22 protein-coding genes are annotated in these 22,033 nt (G+C 66.6%); 15 read left to right on the forward strand and 7 right to left on the reverse strand.

Annotated elements, in window-relative coordinates; all coding sequences use genetic code 11:
• Window positions 1–60: 60 nt before the first annotated feature.
• The 4 genes from alr to PMI15_RS20495 are packed head-to-tail and all read left to right on the forward strand — an operon-like array spanning window position 61 to window position 2,940.
• A complete protein-coding gene (gene alr, locus PMI15_RS20480) occupies window positions 61–1,155 on the forward strand; it encodes an alanine racemase (protein WP_007873848.1) in 1,095 nt (364 codons plus the stop codon).
• Window positions 1,152–1,964, forward strand: coding sequence for a hypothetical protein (locus PMI15_RS20485; RefSeq protein WP_007873849.1), 813 nt, complete (start codon window positions 1,152–1,154; stop codon window positions 1,962–1,964). The genes alr and PMI15_RS20485 overlap by 4 nt, the downstream gene beginning before the upstream one ends.
• Before the next feature lie 40 nt (window positions 1,965–2,004).
• Window positions 2,005–2,466, forward strand: coding sequence for an RDD family protein (locus PMI15_RS20490; RefSeq protein WP_007873850.1), 462 nt, complete (start codon window positions 2,005–2,007; stop codon window positions 2,464–2,466).
• 6 nt (window positions 2,467–2,472) lie between these two features.
• The gene (locus tag PMI15_RS20495) at window positions 2,473–2,940 is read left to right on the forward strand and encodes a GNAT family N-acetyltransferase (protein WP_007873851.1); all 468 of its coding nucleotides are present in this window, start codon (window positions 2,473–2,475) and stop codon (window positions 2,938–2,940) included.
• A gap of 21 nt (window positions 2,941–2,961) precedes the next feature.
• Here PMI15_RS20495 and PMI15_RS20500 read toward each other — a convergent pair whose 3' ends face one another.
• The 3 genes from PMI15_RS20500 to PMI15_RS20510 form a co-directional block, all read right to left on the reverse strand.
• Entirely contained in the window at window positions 2,962–3,855 is an 894-nt protein-coding gene (locus tag PMI15_RS20500; RefSeq protein WP_007873852.1) for an NAD(P)-dependent oxidoreductase, read from the reverse strand.
• Window positions 3,856–3,900: 45 nt separating this feature from the next.
• Window positions 3,901–4,875 carry a 2-dehydropantoate 2-reductase gene (locus tag PMI15_RS20505; protein ID WP_007873853.1) on the reverse strand — a complete coding sequence of 325 codons (975 nt, stop codon included), beginning with the start codon at window positions 4,873–4,875 and terminating at the stop codon, window positions 3,901–3,903.
• A gap of 209 nt (window positions 4,876–5,084) precedes the next feature.
• Window positions 5,085–6,071: a Bug family tripartite tricarboxylate transporter substrate binding protein gene (locus PMI15_RS20510; RefSeq protein ID WP_007873854.1), complete on the reverse strand. Its 987-nt coding sequence runs from the start codon at window positions 6,069–6,071 to the stop codon at window positions 5,085–5,087.
• Between the two features lie 196 nt (window positions 6,072–6,267).
• On the opposite strand from PMI15_RS20510, the gene radA reads away from it, so the two are divergent.
• The 6 genes from radA (at window position 6,268) to waaF (ending at window position 11,220) form a co-directional block, all read left to right on the forward strand.
• On the forward strand, window positions 6,268–7,647 hold the full coding sequence (radA, locus tag PMI15_RS20515; RefSeq protein ID WP_007873855.1) for a DNA repair protein RadA: 1,380 nt from the start codon (window positions 6,268–6,270) through the stop codon (window positions 7,645–7,647).
• A 49-nt stretch (window positions 7,648–7,696) separates the two neighbouring features.
• Window positions 7,697–8,485 (forward strand): metallophosphoesterase, encoded by a 789-nt coding sequence (locus PMI15_RS20520; protein ID WP_007873856.1) that lies wholly within the window; start codon window positions 7,697–7,699, stop codon window positions 8,483–8,485.
• A gap of 79 nt (window positions 8,486–8,564) precedes the next feature.
• The gene (locus PMI15_RS20525) at window positions 8,565–8,978 is read left to right on the forward strand and encodes a hypothetical protein (RefSeq protein ID WP_007873857.1); all 414 of its coding nucleotides are present in this window, start codon (window positions 8,565–8,567) and stop codon (window positions 8,976–8,978) included.
• 82 nt (window positions 8,979–9,060) lie between these two features.
• Window positions 9,061–9,999 (forward strand): branched-chain amino acid transaminase, encoded by a 939-nt coding sequence (locus PMI15_RS20530; RefSeq protein ID WP_007873858.1) that lies wholly within the window; start codon window positions 9,061–9,063, stop codon window positions 9,997–9,999.
• A gap of 8 nt (window positions 10,000–10,007) precedes the next feature.
• Window positions 10,008–10,217, forward strand: a complete 210-nt coding sequence (locus tag PMI15_RS20535; protein WP_007873859.1) for a zinc-finger domain-containing protein — start codon at window positions 10,008–10,010, stop codon at window positions 10,215–10,217.
• A complete protein-coding gene (waaF, locus tag PMI15_RS20540; RefSeq protein ID WP_007873860.1) occupies window positions 10,204–11,220 on the forward strand; it encodes a lipopolysaccharide heptosyltransferase II in 1,017 nt (338 codons plus the stop codon). Before PMI15_RS20535 ends, waaF begins: the two co-directional genes overlap by 14 nt.
• Here waaF and PMI15_RS20545 read toward each other — a convergent pair.
• The 4 genes from PMI15_RS20545 to PMI15_RS20560 all read right to left on the reverse strand — a co-directional run bounded on the left by PMI15_RS20545 (window position 11,217) and on the right by PMI15_RS20560 (window position 15,919).
• Entirely contained in the window at window positions 11,217–11,840 is a 624-nt protein-coding gene (locus PMI15_RS20545; protein WP_007873861.1) for a carboxymuconolactone decarboxylase family protein, read from the reverse strand. The genes waaF and PMI15_RS20545 overlap by 4 nt on opposite strands.
• Window positions 11,841–12,143: 303 nt before the next feature.
• The gene (locus tag PMI15_RS20550) at window positions 12,144–13,385 is read right to left on the reverse strand and encodes an ATP-binding protein (RefSeq protein ID WP_007873862.1); all 1,242 of its coding nucleotides are present in this window, start codon (window positions 13,383–13,385) and stop codon (window positions 12,144–12,146) included.
• 6 nt (window positions 13,386–13,391) lie between these two features.
• On the reverse strand, window positions 13,392–14,108 hold the full coding sequence (locus PMI15_RS20555) for a response regulator (RefSeq protein ID WP_007873863.1): 717 nt from the start codon (window positions 14,106–14,108) through the stop codon (window positions 13,392–13,394).
• A gap of 197 nt (window positions 14,109–14,305) precedes the next feature.
• Entirely contained in the window at window positions 14,306–15,919 is a 1,614-nt protein-coding gene (locus PMI15_RS20560; protein ID WP_157214690.1) for a permease, read from the reverse strand.
• 31 nt (window positions 15,920–15,950) lie between these two features.
• On the opposite strand from PMI15_RS20560, the gene PMI15_RS20565 reads away from it, so the two are divergent.
• The 5 genes from PMI15_RS20565 to PMI15_RS20585 all read left to right on the forward strand — a co-directional run bounded on the left by PMI15_RS20565 (window position 15,951) and on the right by PMI15_RS20585 (window position 21,935).
• A complete protein-coding gene (locus PMI15_RS20565; protein WP_007873865.1) occupies window positions 15,951–16,793 on the forward strand; it encodes a M48 family metallopeptidase in 843 nt (280 codons plus the stop codon).
• Window positions 16,794–16,820: 27 nt separating this feature from the next.
• On the forward strand, window positions 16,821–17,978 hold the full coding sequence (locus PMI15_RS20570; RefSeq protein WP_007873866.1) for an HPP family protein: 1,158 nt from the start codon (window positions 16,821–16,823) through the stop codon (window positions 17,976–17,978).
• A 303-nt stretch (window positions 17,979–18,281) separates the two neighbouring features.
• The gene (locus tag PMI15_RS20575; protein WP_007873867.1) at window positions 18,282–18,623 is read left to right on the forward strand and encodes an Hpt domain-containing protein; all 342 of its coding nucleotides are present in this window, start codon (window positions 18,282–18,284) and stop codon (window positions 18,621–18,623) included.
• Window positions 18,624–18,644: 21 nt separating this feature from the next.
• Window positions 18,645–21,542: a PAS domain S-box protein gene (locus PMI15_RS20580; RefSeq protein WP_007873868.1), complete on the forward strand. Its 2,898-nt coding sequence runs from the start codon at window positions 18,645–18,647 to the stop codon at window positions 21,540–21,542.
• Between the two features lie 6 nt (window positions 21,543–21,548).
• Window positions 21,549–21,935 carry a response regulator gene (locus PMI15_RS20585; protein ID WP_007873869.1) on the forward strand — a complete coding sequence of 129 codons (387 nt, stop codon included), beginning with the start codon at window positions 21,549–21,551 and terminating at the stop codon, window positions 21,933–21,935.
• The last annotated feature ends 98 nt before the right edge of the window (window positions 21,936–22,033 follow it).

Below are 22,033 nucleotides of genomic sequence, written 5' to 3' on the forward strand. Positions count from 1 at the left end.
ATTCGAGGTCCCAGCCGGGCCGCTGAGCCCGCCGCTCCACACCAACCTCTTCACCGCGCCATGCCACGTCCCATTCTTGCCACCATCCACACTGCGGCGCTTGCCCACAACCTGGGCGTTGCGCGCGCCGCTGCGCCCGACGCCAAGGTCTGGGCCGTCGTCAAGGCCAACGCCTACGGCCACGGTATCGAACGCGTCTTCGACGCGCTGCGCAGCGCCGACGGCTTCGCGCTGCTGGACCTGGCCGAGGCGCAGCGCCTGCGCGCGCTCGACTGGCGCGGCCCCATCCTGCTGCTGGAGGGGTGCTTTGACGCGCGCGACCTGGAGCTGTGCTCGCGCCTGGGCCTGTGGCATTCGATCCATTGCAATGAGCAGATCGACATGCTGGCGGCCCACAAGACGCAGCTGCCGCACCGCGTGTTCCTCAAGATGAATTCGGGTATGAATCGCCTGGGCTTTCCGCCCGAGCGCTACCGCGCCGCCTGGACGCGCCTCAATGCGCTGCCGCAGGTCGAGGAGATCACGTTGATGACGCATTTCTCCGACGCCGACGGCCCCAAGGGCATCAGCGCGGCGCTGCAGGCCTTCGACGCCGTCACCCACGACCTGCCCGGCGAGCGCACGCTGAGCAACAGCGCTGCCACGCTGCGCCACGGCGACGTACTGGCAGGCCGCTCCGACTGGGTGCGGCCCGGCATCCTGGTCTACGGCAGCGCGCCCGATTTTCCCGAACACACGGCGGCCGGCTGGGACCTGCAGCCCACCATGACGCTGTCGTCGAAGATCATCGGCGTGCAGGACCTCAAGGCCGGCGACACCGTGGGCTACGGCTCGAGCTTTACCGCCGACGGCCCGCTGCGCATAGGCATCGTCGCCTGCGGTTATGCCGACGGCTACCCGCGCCACTGCAGCACCGGCACGCCCGTGCTGGTGAACGGCGTGCGCACCCGCATGGTGGGCCGCGTCAGCATGGACATGATCACAGTGGACCTGACTCCCGTGCCCGCCGCGGGCATCGGCAGCGAGGTCACCTTGTGGGGCCGCGCTGGCGGCGGCGCCGAGCTGCCCATCGACGAAGTCGCGCAGGCCGGCGCCACCGTGGGCTATGAATTGATGTGCGCGCTGGCGCAGCGCGTGCCCGTACAGGTCGAATGAAGAACCTCTCCAGCTGGCGCTCGGTCCGCGTGCTCGAGGGCCGGCTGGAGCGCGAACTGCGCCAGCGCCACAGCCTCAGGCTGCACGGCCTTTGCATCGGCTTGCTGACCCTGGGGATGATGTGGGCGGTGTCCCACCTGCAAATGGTGATGGGCATGGACTCGCTGGCGCTGCGCTACCTCTTCACCCTGGGCGCAGGCTACCTGGCCTACTTGCTGGTTTTGCGCGGCTGGGCCGCCATGCTGGTTCGCCACGGGGGGTCGGGTGTGCCGGACGGCAGCGGGCTGGACCTAGTCGATTTGCCCGGCAATCTGCCTTCGGGCGCGAGCTTGCCGACGATCCATTCCGGGCAGGGCGGTGATTTTGGCGGCGGCGGTGCGACCGGTGATTTCGGCGGCGTGTCCGATGCATCCGGTGTGGGCAAAGGCCTGGCCGATGTGGCCGGCGGCGCGGCTGAGGCGCTGGGTGGCGCCGACGAAGGCGCGGTGGTCGTCATTCCGGTCGTGGCCATCTTCCTGGTCGGCGCCGCCGTCTTCTTCGGGGCCGGGGCTTTGCTGCTGCTTTTCTTCGGCTGGGAGGTGCTGCTGACGGTCGCCGTCGAACTGGCGTTCTCTTATGTGTCGGCCCGCGCGGCGGTGCGCGTGGTGCGTGAAGGCTGGGTGTCGGCCGCCGTGCGCCTGACCTGGAAACCCATGCTGGGCGCCCTGGCCTGCGCGGTGTTGCTGGGCGCTACGATAGATCACTTCATTCCCGCGGCCAACTCGTTGCCGCAGGCGATCAGGCTGATCAGCCACCAGGGCCAGCGCTGAAAACGGCGGGCAGATTCTTTTCAAGCACAAGGAGCTTTCCATGGCATCGGAAGAACTGGAATACGCGGGCTTCTGGATCCGCGTCTGGGCGTCCATCATCGACACCCTGCTGCTGGGCATTGTGGTGTACCCGCTGCTGACGGCGATTTACGGCGACGCCTACTGGGAGGGCACGAGCTTCGTCCACGGCCCGGTGGATTTCCTGATTTCCTGGGTGCTGCCCGCGGTGGCGGTGATCGCGTTCTGGATGGCGCGCCAGGCTACACCCGGGAAGATGGCGATCACCGCGCGCATAGTTGACGCCGACACCGGCAACAACCCTGGCACCGGCCAATTGCTGATCCGCTACCTCGGTTACTTTGTTTCCAGCATCCCGCTGGGCCTGGGCATTTTCTGGGTGGCCTTTGACTCGCGCAAGCAGGGCTGGCACGACAAGATGGCCGGAACGGTGGTGGTGCGCAAAAAATCCGGAACCACCCGGCCCGTGGAATTTAATGGCTGACCACCAATGACATCCGCCTCACCCATCACGATCCGCCCCGTCGCCAAATCGGACTTCGCCGCCTGGCTCCCGCTGTGGGCCGGCTACAACCGCTTTTACGGCCGTTTCGGCCCGACCGCTTTGCCGGACGAGATTACCGCCATGACCTGGTCGCGTTTCTTCGATGCTTATGAGCCGGTGCACGCGCTGGTCGCCGAGTCCGGCGGCGAACTCGTGGGCCTCACGCACTACCTGTATCACCGCAACAGCACCCGCATCGTGCCGGTCTGCTACCTGCAGGACATATTCACCGCCGAATCGGTACGCGGCCGCGGCGTGGGCAAGGCGCTGATCGAGGCCGTGTATGAGAAAGCGAAGGCGGCGGGCTGCGACCGGGTGTATTGGCAAACCCACGAAACCAACACCACGGCCATGCGGCTGTACGACCAGGTGGCGGAGAAAACCGGCTTCGTGGTGTACGCCAAGGCGCTGTAGCCGGCCGCACCTCAATTCAGATTACTGCGGCGCGACTTTTGCGCCGGTCAGCTTTTCCTGTGCCTTCACCAGCGCCGGAACAAACTCCTTGCCGTAGCCCAGCGCGCTGGCGGTCACCAGGCTCTGGTGCACGGCTTCGCCGACCAGGGACGGCACTTTGACCATCTCGGCCAGGTGGGTGTAGTAGCGCAAATCCTTTCGCGCGTTGTCGAGCTCGAACTTGAGGCCGGCAAAATCGCCGCCCAGGGTCTTGGCCATGGCCTGGAACAGGCCCGAGTTCACCGCGCCGGCCGACACCACGTCGACCAGCTTTTGCGGCTCAATGCCGGCCAGCGCGCCCACGGCAAAGGCCTCGGCGGTGGCCGTGCAGATGGCCTGGGCGATGAAATTGTTGAGCAGCTTGACCACATGGCCGGCGCTGGGGCCGCCCACGTGGAAGATGTTCTCGCAGTAAGCCGCCAGCACCGGACGAATCCTGTCGAACACCGCCTGCTCGGCGCCTACCATGGTGTTGAGCTTGCCGAGCTCGGCCTCCACCGGCGTGCGCGCCAGCGGTGCGTCGACCAGGGTGGCGCCATGCTGCGCGCACAAAGCGGCCAGGCGGCGCGTGGATTCGGGCTCGCTGGTCGAGGTGTCGATCACGATCAGGCCGGCCCTGGCCTTGGACAACACGCCGTTGGCGCCCAGCAGGCTTTCTTCCACCTGCGGCGAGCCGGTCACGCAGATCACCACGGCGTCGCAGGCACCGAGTTCGGCCGGGCCGAACGCCTGTTTGGCGCCTGCGGCGAGCAGGTCGGCCACGCGTTCCCTGTTGCGGTGAACGGTCAGGCTGAGGGTGAAGCCCTTGGCCAGCAGGTTGTGCGCGATGCCGTGGCCCATCATGCCCGATGCGCCTATGACGCCAATGTGTTTCATGCTGTCTCCTGAAAAGTGGATGAAAGGGATAAGGAAGCGCGTGGTTCAGTACAGGCCTTTGACCCGCGCCTGCAGCCGCGCCAGGCCCAGCAGGGCGTTGGTAGAAGGTGTGGGCACGGCCGTCAATTGCCCGAGTTCGCGCACGGCGCTCACCAGCGCGTCGAGCTCAACGGGCTTGCCGGCCTCCACGTCCTGCAGCATGGATGTCTTGAAGGCGCCCAGCTTGCGCGTGATGACGTGGCGCTCCTCCGGGGTCTGGTGGATGGGGATGCCTATGCGCGCGCCGATTTCCTTGGCCTCCAGCATGATGCTGTGGGTAAAGGCGGTCACGAGTTCGTCGTCGAGGACGCGGTCCATGGTTGCGCCGGTCAGCGCGCTGATCGGGTTGGCGGTCATATTGCCCCAGAGCTTGAACCAGATGTCTTTCTGGATCTGGTCCGACACCGGGGCCTCGAAGCCGGCTTTTTCGAGCAGCGCGGCCAGTTGCAGCACGCGGGCCGTCTTCTCGCCCGAAGGCTCGCCGATGATAAGCTTGTTGCCGAAGTGGTGGTGCACCTGGCCGGGTTCGTCGAGCGAGCAGCTCGCATGCACCACACAGCCGACGATGTGCCGCGCCGGAATCGCCTCGGCGATCTCGCCCGCCGGGTCCACTGAGCTGAGGCGTTTGCCGGCCAGCGCGCCGCCAAAGCCCTGCAAAAACCACCAGGGCACGCCGTTCATGGCGGTCAGCACCACGGTGTCCGGGCCCAGCAGCGGCGCGATCTGGCGCGCGACTTCAGGCAGCGAAGGCGCCTTGACGGCCAGCACCACCATGTCCTGCACGCCAAGCTCGGCCGGCCGGGCGCTGGAGGCCACGGCCTGCGAGCTGACCGTGCCGCCCTGGTTCAGCCTGAGGCCGTGCAGCTGCAAGGCCTCGAGTGTGCCGCCGCGCGCCACCACGCTGACGCTGCAGCCGGCGCGTGCCAGCCCCATGCCTATCCAGCCGCCAATGGCGCCCGCGCCGTAAATACAAACCTTCATTCGTTGCCGTCCTGTTTTGAGTAACTACTCAGCCACCCTACAAACCGTTCGCCCTGAGCCTGTCGAAGGGTCCGGTCGCAAGAGGCAAGGCTTCGACAGGCTCAGCCCGAACGGTGGGACTACTGAATAACTACGGGTTCTAAACAAAATTGAGCTGTAGTCCATGCGGCGCATGAAGTAACAGCCTCTGACTTGATGGCGAATGGTTTTTAACCCTCTGGCGTGAAGCCCACGGCTTTCACCAGCGGGCCCCAGAGCTCGGTGTCGGCCTTGAGCATGGCGGCCAGCTGGGCCGGCGAGGTGGGCGCCGGCTCCAGGAAGGACACGGCCAGCCCGTCGATCACGTCCTGCGAGGCCAGCGCGCCGCGTATGCCGGCGTTCAGGCGCTGCACCACGTCCTGCGGCGCTTTGGCCGGCAGGAAAAAGCCGAACCATTCGGTGAAGGCCATGTCCTTGAAGCCCTGCTCCACAAGCGTGGGCGTGTTCGGCGTGAAGCGGCTGCGTTTGGGGCCGCTGGTGGAGAGCAGGCGGCATTTGCCGGCCGCCACATGCTGGGTGAATTCGCCGGTGGGGCCCGACACGGCGGCGATCTGCCCGCCCACCATGTCCAGCACTGCGGGCTGGGTGCCGCGGAAGGCGACGTGGCGCAGGTCGACGTTGCCGGCGCGGCCCAGCAGCGCGCCTATGAAGTGCGGCGAGGAGCCGGCCGCCGGCGAGCCGAAGTTGGCCTGGCCGGGGTTGGCCTTGCACCAGGCGAGGAAGTCGGGCACGGTCTTCACGCTGGCCGGCACCATGGGGCCGACGGCAAAGCCGTAGTCAAAAATCGCCGCGGCCGAGACCGGCGTCAGGTCGGCCACCGGGTCGTAAGGCAGTTTTTTGTAGGTGTGGGGGTAGATGCCCAGCATGGACATGGGCGTGAGCAGCACCGTCGCGCCGTCGGGCGCGGCCGTCTTGACGAACTGCACGGCGATCTGCCCGCCCGCGCCGGTCTTGTTCTCGACCACCGCGCTTTTGGCATAGCCGGGGTGCAGCTTGTCGGCCACGCGGCGCGAGACGATGTCGGCGGTGCCGCCGGGCGCAAAGCCGGCGATGACCTTGGTGCTGTCAAGGGCCTGGGCCCAGGCCTGCCGGCCTATGCCGGCGAGCAGGGCGGCGGCGCTGGAAGACTGTATGAGCTGGCGGCGTGAGATGTTCATGGTGCTGTGTCCTCAAGAAAGCGATTGGGGGTCGGGTCGGCGGGGAAATACACGAAGAGCGAAAAGCCATTGTCCGTGCAAGCGCGCAATTATGCTGAGCAGGCGGGATCCAGGCAGGCGGCCGGCTGGTTGGGCGGGCGCGTCCCGCATCATGATCAAAATCCAAAACCTGGTTATTTGTACAGTAATATCGCGTATGGCCAAAGACAAGACGATTTACACCTGCAGCGAATGCGGCGGCAGCAGTCCCAAGTGGCTGGGCAAGTGCCCGCACTGCAATGCCTGGAACACGCTGGTCGAATCGGCCGCTGAGAGCGGCGCGCCGGCCAAGAACCGCTACAGCAGCCAGTTCCAGTCGCTGGCCAAGGCCTCCGACGTGACCGCCCTGTCGGACATCGAAGCCACCGACATGGAGCGCACGCCCACCGGCCACGAAGAGCTGGACCGCGTGCTGGGCGGCGGCATCGTTGAAGGCGGCGTGGTGCTGATAGGCGGCGATCCGGGCATCGGCAAATCGACGCTGCTGCTGCAGGCGCTCGATTCGCTGCAGCGCGCCGGGCTCAACACGCTCTACGTGACCGGTGAGGAAAGCGGCGCGCAAGTCGCGCTGCGTTCGCGCCGGCTCGGGCTGGACGGCTCGCAGGTCAAGGTGCTGGCCGAGATCCAGCTTGAAAAAATCCTCGCCACCCTGGAAGCCACCCAGCCGGCGATCGCCGTCATCGACTCCATCCAGACCGTGTATTCCGACCAGCTGACCTCCGCGCCCGGCTCGGTCGCGCAGGTGCGCGAATGCGCGGCCCACCTCACGCGCGCGGCCAAGTCCAGCGGCGTGTGCATCGTGCTGGTGGGCCATGTGACCAAAGAGGGCGCGCTCGCCGGCCCGCGCGTGCTCGAGCACATGGTGGACACCGTGCTCTACTTTGAAGGCGACACGCATTCGAGTTTTCGCCTGGTGCGCGCGATCAAGAACCGCTTCGGAGCGGTCAACGAGATCGGCGTCTTCGCCATGACCGAAAAAGGCCTCAAGGGCGTGGCCAATCCGAGCGCCATCTTTTTGAGCCAGCACAGCGAACCGGTGCCCGGCAGCTGCGTACTGGTGACGCTGGAAGGCACGCGCCCCATGCTGGTCGAAATCCAGGCGCTGGTCGACAACGGCGGGCCCAGCCCGCGGCGCCTCTCGGTGGGCCTGGACCGCGACCGCCTGGCCATGCTGCTGGCCGTGCTGCACCGCCATGCGGGCGTGGCCTGCATGGACCAGGACGTGTTCGTCAACGCCGTGGGCGGCGTGCGCATCAGCGAGCCGGCCGCCGACCTGTCCGTGATGCTGGCCATCACCTCGTCCCTGCGCGGCAAGCCGCTGCCCAAGGGTTTTATCGCCTTTGGCGAAGTGGGCCTGGCCGGCGAAGTGCGGCCGGCCCCGCGCGGCCAGGAGCGCCTGAAAGAAGCGGCCAAGCTGGGCTTCAGCGTGGCCGTGGTGCCCAAGGCCAACGCGCCCAAAAAACCGATTGAGGGTCTCACCATCCACGCGGTCGAGCGGGTGGAAGAGGCGATGAATGTGGTGCGCGGCCTGGGCTAGGGTGTTAACAGGCCCTAATCGCTGCCAGAATATGCATGAGGGCCATGCCATGAAACTCGCCGCCATCTCCGACATCCACGGCAACCTGCCGGCGCTTGAGGCCGTGCTGGCCGACATCGAGCGCCAGGGCGTGGACCAGATAGTGAACCTCGGCGACATCCTCAGCGGGCCGCTGCAACCGGCCGAAACGGCCGAGCTGCTGATGGCGCGCGGCTTCCCCACGATTCGCGGCAACCACGAGCGGCAGGTGCTGGAGCTGATCGACCAGGGCCAATACCTCGATCCCTTGAGCACCGACGGTTACACGGCCGGGCAGCTAGCGTCGGCGCATGTGGACTGGATACGCTCGCTGCCCGAAAGCCTGGAGCTGGCCGGCGGCGACGTCCTGCTGTGCCACGGCACGCCGGCCAGCGACCTGATTTACTGGCTGGAAACCACCGTCCCGGGATTTGGCACGGACCACGCCACGGGCATACGGCCCGCCACGGCCGATGAAGTGCGGGAGCGGCTGGGGGCCAGGGCGCAGTCCGGGCATTCGCTGGTCCTTTGCGGGCATACCCATGTGCCGCGCTTGGTGCAGTGCGGCGATGTGTTTGTCGTCAACCCCGGCAGCGTCGGCTTGCCGGCCTATGACGACGAACACCCGCATCCGCATGTGGTGGAAAACGGCGCGCCGCACGCGCGCTATGCCATCGCCGAAAAAACCGGCGCGGGCTGGTGCGTCGATCTGCGCGCCGTGCCGTATGAGCACCTGGCGCAGTCGCGGGTGGCGGCGAGCCGCGGGCGTGCCGACTGGGCGCATGCGCTGGCCACGGGCTGGGCGGCGCGCGCGGGCTGAATCCCCGGTTTTGCCGCCGCCCAGGCGCCTACGCAGTCCCCGCAGCCGGCCGCCGGGCCGGGGCTGCGAAAATAGCGCCATGAACTTCCAGAAAATCCTTGTTCCCGTGGCCGGCGTTGCGGCCGTTGTGCTGGGCTATCGCTTTTACGGCTGGGCCGGTGTGGCCGCGGTGGCTGGCGGCCTGGTCATGTGGGTGCTGCTGCATTTCACCCGCATGATGCAGGTCTTGAAACGCGCGGCCAATCGCCCCATAGGGTATGTCGACAGCGCTGTCATGCTCAATGCCAAACTCAAGCCCGGCATGACGATGCTGCACGTGGTGGCCATGACGCGGGCACTGGGCGAGCGGCTGTCCGCCAAGGATGAGCAGCCCGAAATTTTCCGCTGGGGCGACGCCGGTGAATCGCACGTCACTTGCACCTTTGTGGGCGGCAAGCTGAGCCACCATGAGCTTTTCAGGCCCGCGCAGGACGCGGCGCCGCCCGCCCCGTAAAATCCCCAATTCAGGTCTTTCGGGCGGCGCCCCGCGCGCGCCCGGTTTCCCGCATCACCCCACATAGAACAGGACTCCCATCATGCCCCCAGTAGCACCCTCCATGGCAGACCGCGACGGCAAAATCTGGATGGACGGCCAGATGGTCGACTGGCGCGACGCCAAGATCCACGTGCTGAGCCACACCCTGCATTACGGCTGCGGCGCTTTTGAAGGCGTGCGCGCCTACAACGCGGCCGGCGGCACGGCGGTCTTCCGGCTTGAAGAGCACACCGAGCGCCTCTTCAACAGCGCCAAGATCCTGCGCATGAAGATTCCCTTCACCCAGGAAGAAGTCAACGAGGCCACCAAAGCCGTGGTGCGCGAGAACAAACTGGAGTCCTGCTACATCCGCCCGCTGACCTGGATTGGTTCGCAAAAGCTCGGCGTCAGCCCCAAGGGCAACCAGATCCACCTGATGGTCGCGGCCTGGGCCTGGGGCGCCTACCTCGGTGAGGAGGGCATGAAGCGCGGCATACGCGTGAAAACCTCCAGCTACACGCGCCACCACGTCAACATCACCATGACGCAGGCCAAGGCGGTGAGCAACTACACCAACTCCATCCTGGCCAATATGGAAGCGCTGGACGACGGCTACGACGAGGCGCTGCTGCTGGACGCCTCGGGCTTCGTCAGCGAAGGCGCGGGTGAGAATATTTTTGTGGTCAAGGGCGGCGTGGTCTACACGCCCGATCTCTCGGCCGGCGCGCTCAACGGCATCACGCGCAACACCATCCTGCACATCTGCAAGGACCTGGGCCTGGAACTGGTGCAAAAGCGCATCACGCGCGACGAGGTGTATATCTCCGACGAGGCCTTTTTCACCGGCACCGCCGCCGAAGTCACCCCGATCCGCGAACTCGACCGCATTGAAATCGGCGCCGGCTCGCGCGGCCCCATCACCGAAAAAATCCAGAGCGCCTTCTTTGACATCGTCAACGGCCGCAATCCCAAGTACGCCCACTGGCTGGCCAAGGTTTGAGCATATCTATGAGCACCTCTTCTTCTGTTGAACTGCTGGCCTCCGACCTCAACGCGCAAGGCGGTGTCTACTGCCCCAGCCCCAAGGCCGACATGAAAATCTGGAACAGCCATCCCAAGGTCTACCTGGATGTGGCGCGTACCGGCGAAGCGAAATGCCCCTATTGCGGGACCGTCTACAAATTGAAAGACGGCGAGCATTTCGGTGGTGGCCACTAAAAACACCCTCATCATTGCGCCGCAGTGGATAGGCGACGCGGTGATGACGGAGCCGCTGCTGCGCCGGCTGCATGCGCGCGGCGAGCGCCTCGCGGTGGGGGCCTTGCCCTGGGTGGCGCCGGTTTACCGCGCCATGCCGCAGGTGGCCGAGGTCATCGAATTTCCTTTTGCGCACGGCGGCCTGCAGTTTCGGGAACGCCGCGCGATCGCCAAACGCATCGACGGCCGTTTCGACAAAGCCTATGTGTTGCCGAACTCGCTGAAAAGCGCGCTATTGCCCTTTCTGGCCGGCATTCCCGAGCGAATCGGTTATTTCGGCGAAGCGCGCGTGGGCCTGCTCACGCACCGGCTCAAGAACCCCAAGAACAAACCGCCCATGGTGGCGTTTTATTCGGCCTTGAGCGGGGAGGGCGATCTCGACAAGGACAAACCGCGGCTGCAGATGGCGCCGGCCGAAATCGACCAGGCACTGGCCGAACTGGGCTTGCGGCGCGGCGGCTACTACGTGTTTGCACCGGGTGCCGAGTATGGCCCCGCCAAGCGCTGGCCGGCCCGCCATTTCTCGGAGCTGGCCGCGCGGCTGGACTTGCCGGTGGTGCTGCTGGGCTCAGGCAAGGAAGCGGCGCTGTGCGAGGAGATCGCCGCGCCCGTGAATACGGCGCAAGCCGGCCAATGCCGGAACTTCGCGGGCAAGACCTCGCTGGTGCAGGCGCTGTGCCTGATCGCCGCCTGCAAAAGTACCATCAGCAACGACTCGGGCCTGATGCACGTGGCGGCGGCTTTCGGCGTGCCGCAGGTTGCGATTTTCGGATCGTCCAGCCCGCTGCACACGCCGCCGCTGAGCGGCAAGGCAAGCGTGCTGTGGCTCAAGGCCGATGCGGATTACCAGCCGCCGCTGGACTGCGCGCCTTGTTTTGAACGCGAATGCCCGCTGGGCCACACGCGCTGCCTGAACGACATCGGCGCCGACCGCGTGCTGGCGGCGCTGGCGCCTATTTCCTAGGCCGGAAAAGCGGACAGGGGTGCCACGCCCGGCTTTGCCTGCGTCGGCGTGCGCGCCACATTCATGACCCAGCACACCATCACGAAGTAGCCGACCAAGCTCACGAGCTCGACCACGCCCTGCTCGCCAAAGGTTTTGACGGCCGCGGCATAGGTGGCATCGCTGCAGCCGTGTTGGCGCAGCACTTCAAAGCTCAGGTCCAGCGCGACGGCTTCGTCATCGGCCATGCCACGCGGCTGGCGACCGTCGCCGATCGCGTCCACGGTGGCCTGGGCCACGCCCGCGGCCACCGCCAGCGGCGCGTGCATCAGCCATTCAAACTGGTTGGCGGTGTGGCGGGCCGCCACGCAGGTCGCGAGTTCGCGGATGCGCGCGTCCAGCGTGCTCTCAAAACGCAGGTAAGCCCCCACGTCGCCGACGCGGCCCATGAGTTGCGGGCTGCGCAGCAGCGGGATGAAGGGGCCGAACACGGCCTTGCGCGGCCCGGCGATGATGGCATCGGCGGCTTCGCGCTGCGCCGGCGACATGGCCTCGCGCGGCATCAGCGGCATGCGGTCCGCGGTGGACGGGAAAAAGCCCTGGGGGATGTTGGCGGGCGGGGGCGTGGCGGCGGTGCTCATGGCTTGCGATCCTGTGATGGGAAGGAGGCCCAAGGGTATCAAAGCCTGCGCTGTCCGGCACCGGGGCAAAAAAAGGCCACCTCGCGGTGGCCTGTTGAAAGTTCTCCTGGGTGGGAGAACGTCGTTGGGAGATCAAAAGAGTGCTTCACCGACGTCTGGTTTTTATTTCCCTGTTTCCCTCAAATTGCGGGTGTTGTGACAGCAACGCCCGCAACTGTCGGCGATTGCGCAGGGTTTGACCATTCTCCAAATAGAGGAGGCGGCCGGGATTTCGCCAGAATCGTCGCAAGTTCGTGATTTATTTCACGCTGCGGGTTGGGCCATCGCATGGGCCACGGGCAGCTCCACGATGAAGGACGCGCCGCCGCCGGGCCGTGCCTCGCAGCGCACGTTGCCGCCATGGCGCTGGCTGATGGACTTGACCAGCGCCAGGCCCAGGCCCACGCCGCCTTCACGCTCGCTGGCGCCGGGCAGGCGGTAAAAAGGCTCGAAGATGCGCTCGCGCTGGCCGGCCGGAACGCCCGGGCCGCGGTCGTGCACCTTGACCACGGCCAGCTGCTTGGCGCCGACGCGGGTCTGCGCGAGTTCAAGGTTGATCTCGCCGGTGCTGTAGCGCCTGGCGTTTTCCAGCAGGTTGCGGATCAGCCGGCGCAGGAGGCGCGGCGAGCCCTGCACGGTCAGGCTGTGGCTGGCGGCGTCCAGCCCCAGGCCGGCGGCCGGCTGCTGGCCGAGTTCCGCGCTGAGTTCGGCGTTGACCCGCGCGCATTCCTCGGCCGCCAGGCCGGTGAGGTCCAGGGTTTCAAAGGGCTCCGCGTCGGCCTGCTTGGCGTCCAGCCGGCTGGCCAGCAGGATTTCGTCGATGAGCTGGTCGAGCTCGTTGATGCTGCGCGAGATCTCCTTGCGCTGGGGCGAGGCGGCGTCGGTGCCCATGAGCTCCAGGCCCATGCGGATGCGCGCCAGGGGCGAGCGCAGCTCGTGGGAGGCATTGGCCAGCAGCGACTTGTGCGATTCCATCAGGGTTTCGATGCGCTCGGCCGCGTGGTTGAAGCGCCCGGCAAGGAAAGCCACCTCGTCCTTGCCGTCGGCATTGACGCGGGCCGACAGGTCGCCGGCGCCCCAGCGCTCGACGCCGCGCTGCAAGGCCTCGAGCCGCTGCGTCAGCCGCCGCATGACGGGGTAGGCGCCCACGGCCACGGCCAGGCCGACCAGGCCCAGCATCCAGCCAAAGCCGAAGCCAAAAGGCGGGCGCATCCAGGGATTGCCCGGCGGGCGCTTCGGCCGGGGCAGCAACAGGTTCAGGCTCCGGCCGTCATTGGTGACGACGTCGAACTCCAGGTCATCGCCGAGCTTGCGGTCGGGCCGGGTCTGCGCAGTGCCTATGACTTCGCCCTTGTCGTTGTGCACCAGCACTTCGCGTATCGGCAACTGCGGCGGGTCGGCGCTCAGGCGCCAGGCCGCGCCGACCAGGAAGGTCAGCACGACCACGGTGGCGACCACCGCCAGCCAAATGCGCACATAGAGGTGCGAAGTGAAACGGCCCCACATAAAGATCTAGTCCTGCTGCTTGGCGAAGACGTAGCCCACGCCGCGCACGGTGAGTATGCGTTTGGGATCCTTGGCATCGGTCTCGATGGCGCTGCGTATGCGGCCCATGTGCACGTCGATGGAGCGGTCGAAGGCCTCGAGCTCGCGGCCGCGCACGGCTTCCATGATCTGGTCGCGGCTGAGCACGCGGCCGGCGCGTTCGGCCAGCGCCACCAGCAGGTCGAACTGGTAGGAGGTGAGTTCGCAGGGGCTGCCCGACACCGAGACGGTGCGCGCATCGCGGTCGATTTCCAGCGAGCCGAAACGCATGACCTTGTGGCCGCCGTTGGCCGCGGCGCTGCCGGTGTCGCCGCCGCGGCGCAACACGGCGCGTATGCGCGCCAGCAACTCGCGCGGCTCAAATGGCTTGGGCAGGTAGTCGTCGGCACCGATTTCCAGGCCGACGATGCGGTCCATGGGATCGCCCTTGGCGGTGAGCATCAGCACCGCGGTGTTGGCGCTGTCGCTGCCCTGGCCCTTGATGCGCCGGCAGACTTCCAGGCCGTCCATGTCGGGCAACATCAAGTCGAGGATGACCAGGTCGGGGGTATTGCCCTCCAGCGCGGCCAGCCCGCTCGCGCCGTCGGCCGCGTGGGTGAAACCATAGCCCGACTGGCGCAGGTATTCGCCCACCATGCTGGCCAGGCGGGCGTCGTCTTCGATCATCAGGAGTTGTTGGGTCATGGGTGGGTCCTCGGTTGCAGGGTGTGTCCCCCGGGGTGAAACACGATGCGTTCATGGTGCGCCGCACGCAACAATCACGCTTGAAGCCATCGTAAAGTTACGGTAAACCGGGGCGGCAGCCTGCCAGCATACTCCGCCGCGCGGGTATCTGGCAGCTGTTTTGCAGCTACTAATTTAATAGCTGCCAGTACCTGTCCCTATTGGGATTTGGGGGCCTGCAGCCGGGAGGCCAGGGCCACCAGCACAAGCACCGGCAGCCCCAGCAGGGCGGTCGCGGTGAAGAAATGGCTGTAACCGAAGGCATCCACGTACTTGCCCGAGTAGCCGGCCAGGAACTTGGGCAGCAGCAGCATCATGGAGCTGAACAGCGCGTACTGTGTGGCCGAATAATTGACATTGGTCAGGCTGGACAGGTAGGCGATGAAGGCGGCCGAAGCAATGCCGCTGGAGAGGTTGTCGGCAGAGATCACGAAGATCAGCGCGCTGACGTCATGGCCGCGCGTGCCCAGCCAGGCGAACAGCAGGTTGCTGGCCGCGCTCAACACGGCGCCCAGCATCAGCACGCGCATCACGCCCAGGCGCATGGCCATGGCGCCGCCGATAAAGGCGCCGGCCAGCGTCATGATGACGCCGTAAATCTTGGTCACCGCCGCCACCTCGTCCTTGGTATAGCCCATGTCCACGTAAAACGGGTTGGCCATGATGCCCATCACCACGTCGCTGATGCGGTAGATGGCGATCAGCGCGAGGATCACGATGGCTTGCTTGCCATAGCGCTTGAGGAACTCGGCGAACGGCACATAGAAGGCGTGGTCGAACCAGACGGCCGCCGGCACCAGCCGCGCCGGCAGCGCGACCCGGATCCCGGTTCTGGCCAGGCCTATGACGGCCAGCACATAGGCGAGCAGGGGCAACAGGTAGGCGCCGAGCGCCAGGTCATAGGCCCGCACCACCACGCCGGGCGCGGCCGGCAGCAACAGCACGAGGAGCGCCAGTGTCGCAAACAGCACGGCGCCGTAAAGCGGAATGCCGGTGGCGGCAAAGCGCGCGCGGGTGGCGGCGGTTTCGGCGTCGCTTTCGGCGCGGGCGCGCTCGGCGGGCTCCGCTGAAAACAACACGGTGATGATGCCCGGGAGCATGGAGACCGCCATGACCAGATAAGCGGTTTGCCATGCGCCGGGCTGGTAGGCCGCGGCGTTGGGGACTTCGGCGCGCGCGGCGATCCACAGCACGCCGGCCCCGGCCCAGATCATGGCGATGCGGTAGCCGGTCTGGTAAGCAGCCGCCAGCGCCGCCTGGCGTTTGGCATCCGCGGACTCGATGCGAAAGGCATCGAGCGCGATATCCTGCGTGGCCGATGCGAAGGCCACGGCCAGCGCGCACCACACCATGGGCTGCAGGGACAGCTTGGGGTCGTTCAGCGCCATGCCGCACAGCGCGCCGATGATGGTGAGCTGCGCCAGCAGCAACCAGCTACGGCGGCGCCCCAACAGGCGCGTGAGCACCGGGATCGGCAAACGGTCCACCAGCGGCGCCCATACCCATTTAAAGCCGTAGGCCAGGCCTATCCAGCTTAAAAATCCGATGGTGGTGCGGTCAATGCCCGCCTCGCGCAGCCAGAAGCTCAGCGTGCCAAAAACCAGCAGCAGCGGCAGGCCCGCCGAAAAGCCGAGCAGCAGCATGCGCAGCGTGGCGCGCTCGGCGTACACGCGCCAGACGCTGGCCCACGATACCGGTGCGGTGCTGGAGGATTCCGGGACGGAAGAGGTGGTGCCTGGTGCCAGGGTGGCGGAGGGGGTTTTGTCTGACATGGCCATTTCGATTTGTGACTATTATTCACCCATGTGCTTTTTATGCGATGCCAAACACTCCGCCTGGCCTGGCCGCCGGGCATTTCTGCTGGCCGCTGCCGGCACCGCGGCGACGGCGGCCACCACGCCGCTGCGCGCCCAGGTAGATGTCGGGCCCGCGTCCCAGCTGCGCAACCTGGTGCCCGCCGACGAGATCGAGGGCGCCGCCACCCAGGAGTACAGCAAGCTGCTGGCCGAAGCCCGCGCCAAGGGCGCGCTGGCGCCGCAGGGGCACCCGCAGCTGCAGCGGCTGCGCGCCATCGCCGCGAAGCTGGTGCCGCAGACCGCCCAATGGAACGACCGCGCCAGGCAGTGGCGCTGGGAAGTCAACCTGCTGGGAAGCAAACAGATCAACGCGTTTTGCATGCCGGGCGGCAAGATCGCCTTCTACACCGGCATCCTCGACCAGCTCAAACTGACCGACGACGAGGCGGCCATGATCATGGGCCACGAAATGGCCCATGCGCTGCGCGAGCACGCCCGCGCGCGCATCGCCAAAAGCCAGGGCACGGGCACCCTGCTGTCCCTGGGCGCGCAGCTGCTGGGCTGGGGCCAGGTCGGCGACCTGGCTGCGAGCATAGGCACGCAGCTGCTGACCCTGCGTTTTAGCCGTGAGGACGAGACCGATGCCGACCTGGTGGGCCTGGAGCTGGCCGCGCGCGGCGGCTATAACCCGCAGGCGGCCGTCAGCCTGTGGGAAAAAATGGGCCAGGCCGGCGGCGGATCTTCCGGTCCGAGCTTTTTGTCCACCCATCCTTCGGGCCCGGAGCGCATCCAGCAGTTGCAGGCCAACGTGCCCAAGGTGCAGGGGCTGTACCAGCGCGCCCGCGGCTAAGCTGGCCGGCTGCCCGCGGTAACCGGTTTGACGCAGCGCGCCGCATTCTTTTCGCGCGCCTGGTGGCGGGCTTTTCGCCCCGCGCGCACCCGCATCAACACACGCGAACGCCTGCGCCTGGTGGCGGGTTCGCTGTTTGGCATCTTCCTGACGGGGCTGCTGTGCCATCTGGCCGGTGGGGTGCTGCCCGGCCTGCCCTGGCTGGTGGCACCGCTGGGGGCCAGCGCGGTGCTGATTTTTGCCGTGCCGGCCAGCCCCATGGCGCAGCCCTGGCCGGTGGTGGGCGGCAACACGTTGTCGGCGCTGGCCGGCATCGCGGGGGTGCACGGCGCGCACCTGCTGGGCTCGCCCGAACTGGCCGCGGCCCTGGCGGTGGCCTCGGCCATTGCGCTGATGCTGGCGCTGCGCTGCCTGCACCCGCCGGGCGGCGCCACGGCGCTCATGATGGTGCTGGGCGGCATCTCCAGCCCGGTGTTCGCCTTCTATCCCGTGATGCTCAATTCGGTGCTGCTGGTGCTCATGGGCATCCTGTACAACAACGCGACGCGGCGCGCCTACCCGCACATGCAGCTGCCGCCGCCGGGCGCGGCACCCTCGGCCGAGGACCGGCAGCTCGACGCCGACCTGGACGCCGTGCTGGCACGCTACAACCAGGTGCTGGACGTGAGCCGCGACGACCTCAAGGCCCTGCTGGCCGAAACGCGGCTGCGTGCCTACGACCGAAAGCTGGCCGAGGTGCGCTGCGAAGACATCATGTCTCGCGACTTGGTGACCGTGGAATTCGGCACGCCGCTTGAGGAGGCCTGGGCCCTGCTGAGGGAGCGCCGCATCAAGGCGCTTCCGGTGGTGGACCGGAGCTTTCGCATCGCGGGCATCATCACGGTGGCGGACTTCATGCGCGCCGCCGACCTGGACCTGTACGAGGGCTTTGACGCCAAGCTCAGGCAACTGGTGCGCAGCACGCGCAGCGTGTATTCGGACAAGCCCGAGGTCGTGGGGCAGATCATGACCCGCAACGTGCGCGTGGCGGGCCGGCAGCGCCGGCTGGTGGAGCTGGTGCCGCTGTTCGGCAGCACGGGCCACCACCACATCCCCATCATTGGCGAGGGTGAGCGGCTGGTCGGGATTATTACCCAGTCGGATCTGGTCGCGGCGCTCGGGAAGGCGGCCGACCCGGCTGCTTGATCGGGAGTGGAGCGCTTTGAGAATGAGGTCAAATGTACTCATTTGCTGGATGATTTTTGGCGTTGCGCGCTCCATATAAAGCCATAAGATTTAACGGATTTGCCTTGAGCGGATTCTGCGTGGGACAGGCACATGCCAAAGGGGTATTCAGGGCGGCGACCACTCGTACTTGTCCTACGCTGTTTTTTGATACTTGCGCCTTAAGATGGGCCGCATGAGCCCTCCTCTTCCTTCAGGACAAGCCGCCTTTTTCGCACGGTGGCGGGGCACGGACGCACGGCGGGCACCCTGCATCCCGATGCCATGACGCGTACCGACCCGGCCCTGATCGCATTCCTGGAGGAGCAGCGCGCCGATTACACCCGTTCCCTGCCGCGCCGCCTGGAGCAGGTCGGATTGCTCTGGCAACAGGTCTTGCGCGGCGAGGATCTGGCGCAGGCTTTGCCGACGCTGGAGCGCCATGCGCACAGCCTAGCCGGCTCCGCGGCGACCTTCGGCTGGGCCGAACTCGGGCAGGCCGCGCAGGTGCTGGAATTGGCCCTGAGCCCCCATGTCGGTACGGAGCAGGCGCTGGCGCCCGAGGCGCAGGCCGAAGTGGGCCGGGCCGTTGAGCAATTGCAGCAGCGCTTTCACGGCGCCGCCTGACGGCTTGCGAAGGAACTGCCCATGCCATCCTCCGCCATCTTCCTGAAAAAGATCAAGGTCGCGATGGCGGGCGGCGTGGTGCTCATGGTTGTAGTGGGCACGGCGTCCTATCTGGCCATCAGCCGCCTGCTGGAAACGGCGCAGTCCCGCGTGCGGACCGAAGACACGCTGGTGATGCTGGAGCGTGTGGACTCCAGCCTGCGAACGGCCGAGTCCACGCTGCGGCAGTACCTGCTGAGCGGCCGCGAGGACGATCTGGCGGCCTTCCAGGAAGCCCGGGTCGAATTGCGCGCCGTCAGGGCCCGCACGCGTAGCGCCAATGTGCTGCAGGAGTCGGCGGATTTTGACGAATTGATCAACCAGCGCGCCCAGACCGCGAACCAGGCCATCGCGGCGCGCAAGGCAGGTGGGCCTGAGGCCGCCGCAGCCGTTTTGGCCAGCGATGCCAGCCGTGAACTGCGCCTGCGCACCAATGCGCTGCTCGAAGGCGCGCGCAGCCGCGAGGCCTACAAATGGCGCGACGCGCAGGCGGCGGCCGAGCGCAGCGCCCAGTGGGCGCAGGGCTTCATTGTGGCTGGCAGCCTGCTGTTTTTCGCCATGCTGGGCTGGGTGGTTTATGTGGTCAAGCATTACGAGCGGGTGCGAAAACTCGGCGAGGCCCAGCTGCGCGACAGCGAGGCCATGAGCCGCAGCATCACCGAAGGCATGGTGGAGGCCGTGATCACGACCACCTCGGAGGACATCGTGCTGGAGGCCAATGCCGCCGCGCTGCAGCTTTTCGGCTATGAGCGCAGTGAGCTGGTGGGGCGCGACGTCTCGGAACTGGTGCCCGAGCGCCTGCGCGGCCAGTACAAGGAATTCACCGCGATGATGCATGCGCGGCCCGGGGCCTTCCGGATTTCCGGGCGCGAAGTGCTGGCCTTGCGCAAGGACGGCACCGAATTCCCGGTCAGCGTGTCTTTCAGCGACGTGCAGGTGGGCGGGCGGCGCGTGTTCACCGCCCTGATGCATGACATCACCGAAAGCAAGCGCATCACCAAGGCTCTGCGGGCCAGTGAGTCGCAGCTGCGCCAGGTCACCGACACGGTGCCGGCCCTGATCGCCTACCTGGACACCGACCAGCGCTTTCGCTTCCACAACCGGGCCTACGAGGACAACTTCGGCCTGAGCTATGAGCAGATCGACGGCAAGCCGCTGGCCGACGTGCTGGGTCCCCAGGTTTATGAAACGGTGCGGGAAAAGGTGGACGAGGTCCTGAGCGGGCATACGGTGCGCTACGAGCGCACGCAGGTCACACCCCAGGGCGAGCGCAGGCACTATGCGATGCAGTATTTCCCGCGCTACGGCGAAGGCTCGGCGGCGGACAAGGTGATCGGCTTTTTCTCGCTGGGCACCGACATCACCGAGCTCAAGCGCATAGACCGCATGAAGACCGAGTTCGTTTCCACCGTCAGCCACGAGCTGCGCACGCCGCTCACCTCGATACGCGGTTCGCTGGGCCTGATCTCGGGCGGCGTAGCCGGCCAGTTGCCGGATGCCGTCAAGAGCCTGGTGAGCATTGCGCAAAACAACTGCGAGCGCCTGATCCGGCTGATCAACGACATCCTGGACAGCGAAAAAATCGAATCCGGCAAGCTGCGCCTGGACCTGCAGGTGGTGGACCTCCGGCAGCTGGTGCAGCAGACGCTGGTCGCCAATGAGGGTTTTGCCAGCCAGCACGGCGTGAGCCTGGTGATGCGGGCGCCCGAGGCGGCGCTGCACGTGCGCGTCGACAGCGACCGCATGACCCAGGTGCTGACCAACCTGCTGTCCAACGCGGTGAAGTTTTCGCCCAAGGGCGGTGTGGTGGAGGTCAGGCTCTCGCGTACGGCGCAGAAGGTGCGGACCGAGGTGGTCGATGCCGGCCCCGGCATTCCGGAGGAGTTCAGTGCCCGCATCTTCCAGAAATTTTCGCAGGCCGACTCGTCCGACACCCGCCAGAAAGGCGGAACCGGCCTGGGCCTGAATATTTCCCGGGCCCTGGTCGAAAAAATGGGCGGCACCATCGGTTTTTCCAGCAAGGCGGGCATGGGCACCACCTTCTTTTTTGAGATGCCCGAATGGACAAACCCGGTGCCGCTGCTCAAGCCCCTGCGTCCGCCCACGGTATCGTCGCGCCCGCGCATCCTGATCTGCGAGGGCGACCCCGACGTGGCCAGGCTGATCAGCATGATGCTGGGCAAGGCCGGCTTTGATTCGGACATGACCTACAGCGCCGAGGAGGCGCTGGCCAGCCTGGCCTCCAACAGCTACGACGCGGTGACGGTGGACCTCAAGCTGCCTGGCCAGAATGGCGTGTCCTTCATCGGCCAGCTGCGCGAGGACGAAAGCACGCGCAACCTGCCCGTCGTGGTCATTTCGGCCATGGCCGAGCAGGGCGAACTGCAATTCAACCGCAAGCCGCACACGGTGTCGGACTGGCTGAAAAAACCCATCGACGAGCACCTGCTGATCCACAGCCTGCGCCGCGCCGTCGCCAGCCTGGACTCGGGCAAGCCGCGCATCCTGCATGTGGAAGACGACCTGGACATCCAGCGAATCACCGCCGCCATCGCCCAGGAATTCGCGAGCTTCGAGTTCGCCGCCACGCTGGACGAGGCCCGCGCCCTGCTGCGCGAGCACACCTTTGACCTGGTGCTGCTGGACCTGGCACTCGGCAGCCATTCGGGCTGGGACTTGTTCGAGGACATCGACGCGCTGGATCCGCGCCCGCCGGTGATCGTGTTCTCGGCCGGTGACGTGGAACCCTCGGACGGCCGGTATGCCGACGCGGTCCTGGTCAAGGCCCATACCTCAAACACCGAACTGCTTAATACAATCCAGCGAGTTCTTCAGATTCCCGGCGATCCGGGCCCAACCCGTCCCCAAGCCTTGAGTTGAACCATCATGACCAAACCACTGAACCGCATCCTCTATGTTGAAGACGAGCCCGACATCCGCATGGTGGCGCAGATGGCGCTGCAAGCCGTGGGAGGCTTCACCGTGATCGCCTGCGCCTCCGGCCAGGAGGCGCTGGATGCCGCGCCCGGCGCGGGGGCCGACCTGCTGCTGCTGGACGTCATGATGCCTGGCATGGACGGTCCCACCACGCTCAAGGGCCTGCGCGAACTGCCGGCCACGGCCAGCACGCCGGTCATCTTCATGACCGCCAAGGTGCAGGCCGCCGAGGTGGCGGTCTACAAGGGCCTGGGCGCGCTGGAAGTGATTCCCAAGCCTTTCGATCCCATGGAGCTGTCCACGCAGATCCAGCGGATCTGGGCAGAGCGCGGTTAGCCCCCACGCTCCCCCACTTTGTGTGGGTCGCGAGGCCTTGCAGGCCGCGGCTCGCGAGACGCTTCGCCTCTGTCGCCCCGTCCAAGCCTGCGCAGGCA

Source organism: Polaromonas sp. CF318 (genome assembly GCF_000282655.1).
GTDB lineage: Bacteria > Pseudomonadota > Gammaproteobacteria > Burkholderiales > Burkholderiaceae_C > Polaromonas.

Coding starts and splice junctions, on each gene's coding strand:
- alr (WP_007873848.1), top strand. CDS start 61: ATGCCACGTCCCATTCTTGCCACCATCCACACTGCGGCGCTTGCCCAC.
- PMI15_RS20485 (WP_007873849.1), top strand. CDS start 1,152: ATGAAGAACCTCTCCAGCTGGCGCTCGGTCCGCGTGCTCGAGGGCCGG.
- PMI15_RS20490 (WP_007873850.1), top strand. CDS start 2,005: ATGGCATCGGAAGAACTGGAATACGCGGGCTTCTGGATCCGCGTCTGG.
- PMI15_RS20495 (WP_007873851.1), top strand. CDS start 2,473: ATGACATCCGCCTCACCCATCACGATCCGCCCCGTCGCCAAATCGGAC.
- PMI15_RS20500 (WP_007873852.1), bottom strand. CDS start 3,855: ATGAAACACATTGGCGTCATAGGCGCATCGGGCATGATGGGCCACGGC.
- PMI15_RS20505 (WP_007873853.1), bottom strand. CDS start 4,875: ATGAAGGTTTGTATTTACGGCGCGGGCGCCATTGGCGGCTGGATAGGC.
- PMI15_RS20510 (WP_007873854.1), bottom strand. CDS start 6,071: ATGAACATCTCACGCCGCCAGCTCATACAGTCTTCCAGCGCCGCCGCC.
- radA (WP_007873855.1), top strand. CDS start 6,268: ATGGCCAAAGACAAGACGATTTACACCTGCAGCGAATGCGGCGGCAGC.
- PMI15_RS20520 (WP_007873856.1), top strand. CDS start 7,697: ATGAAACTCGCCGCCATCTCCGACATCCACGGCAACCTGCCGGCGCTT.
- PMI15_RS20525 (WP_007873857.1), top strand. CDS start 8,565: ATGAACTTCCAGAAAATCCTTGTTCCCGTGGCCGGCGTTGCGGCCGTT.
- PMI15_RS20530 (WP_007873858.1), top strand. CDS start 9,061: ATGCCCCCAGTAGCACCCTCCATGGCAGACCGCGACGGCAAAATCTGG.
- PMI15_RS20535 (WP_007873859.1), top strand. CDS start 10,008: ATGAGCACCTCTTCTTCTGTTGAACTGCTGGCCTCCGACCTCAACGCG.
- PMI15_RS20545 (WP_007873861.1), bottom strand. CDS start 11,840: ATGAGCACCGCCGCCACGCCCCCGCCCGCCAACATCCCCCAGGGCTTT.
- PMI15_RS20550 (WP_007873862.1), bottom strand. CDS start 13,385: ATGTGGGGCCGTTTCACTTCGCACCTCTATGTGCGCATTTGGCTGGCG.
- PMI15_RS20555 (WP_007873863.1), bottom strand. CDS start 14,108: ATGACCCAACAACTCCTGATGATCGAAGACGACGCCCGCCTGGCCAGC.
- PMI15_RS20560 (WP_157214690.1), bottom strand. CDS start 15,919: ATGTCAGACAAAACCCCCTCCGCCACCCTGGCACCAGGCACCACCTCT.
- PMI15_RS20565 (WP_007873865.1), top strand. CDS start 15,951: ATGTGCTTTTTATGCGATGCCAAACACTCCGCCTGGCCTGGCCGCCGG.
- PMI15_RS20575 (WP_007873867.1), top strand. CDS start 18,282: ATGACGCGTACCGACCCGGCCCTGATCGCATTCCTGGAGGAGCAGCGC.
- PMI15_RS20580 (WP_007873868.1), top strand. CDS start 18,645: ATGCCATCCTCCGCCATCTTCCTGAAAAAGATCAAGGTCGCGATGGCG.
- PMI15_RS20585 (WP_007873869.1), top strand. CDS start 21,549: ATGACCAAACCACTGAACCGCATCCTCTATGTTGAAGACGAGCCCGAC.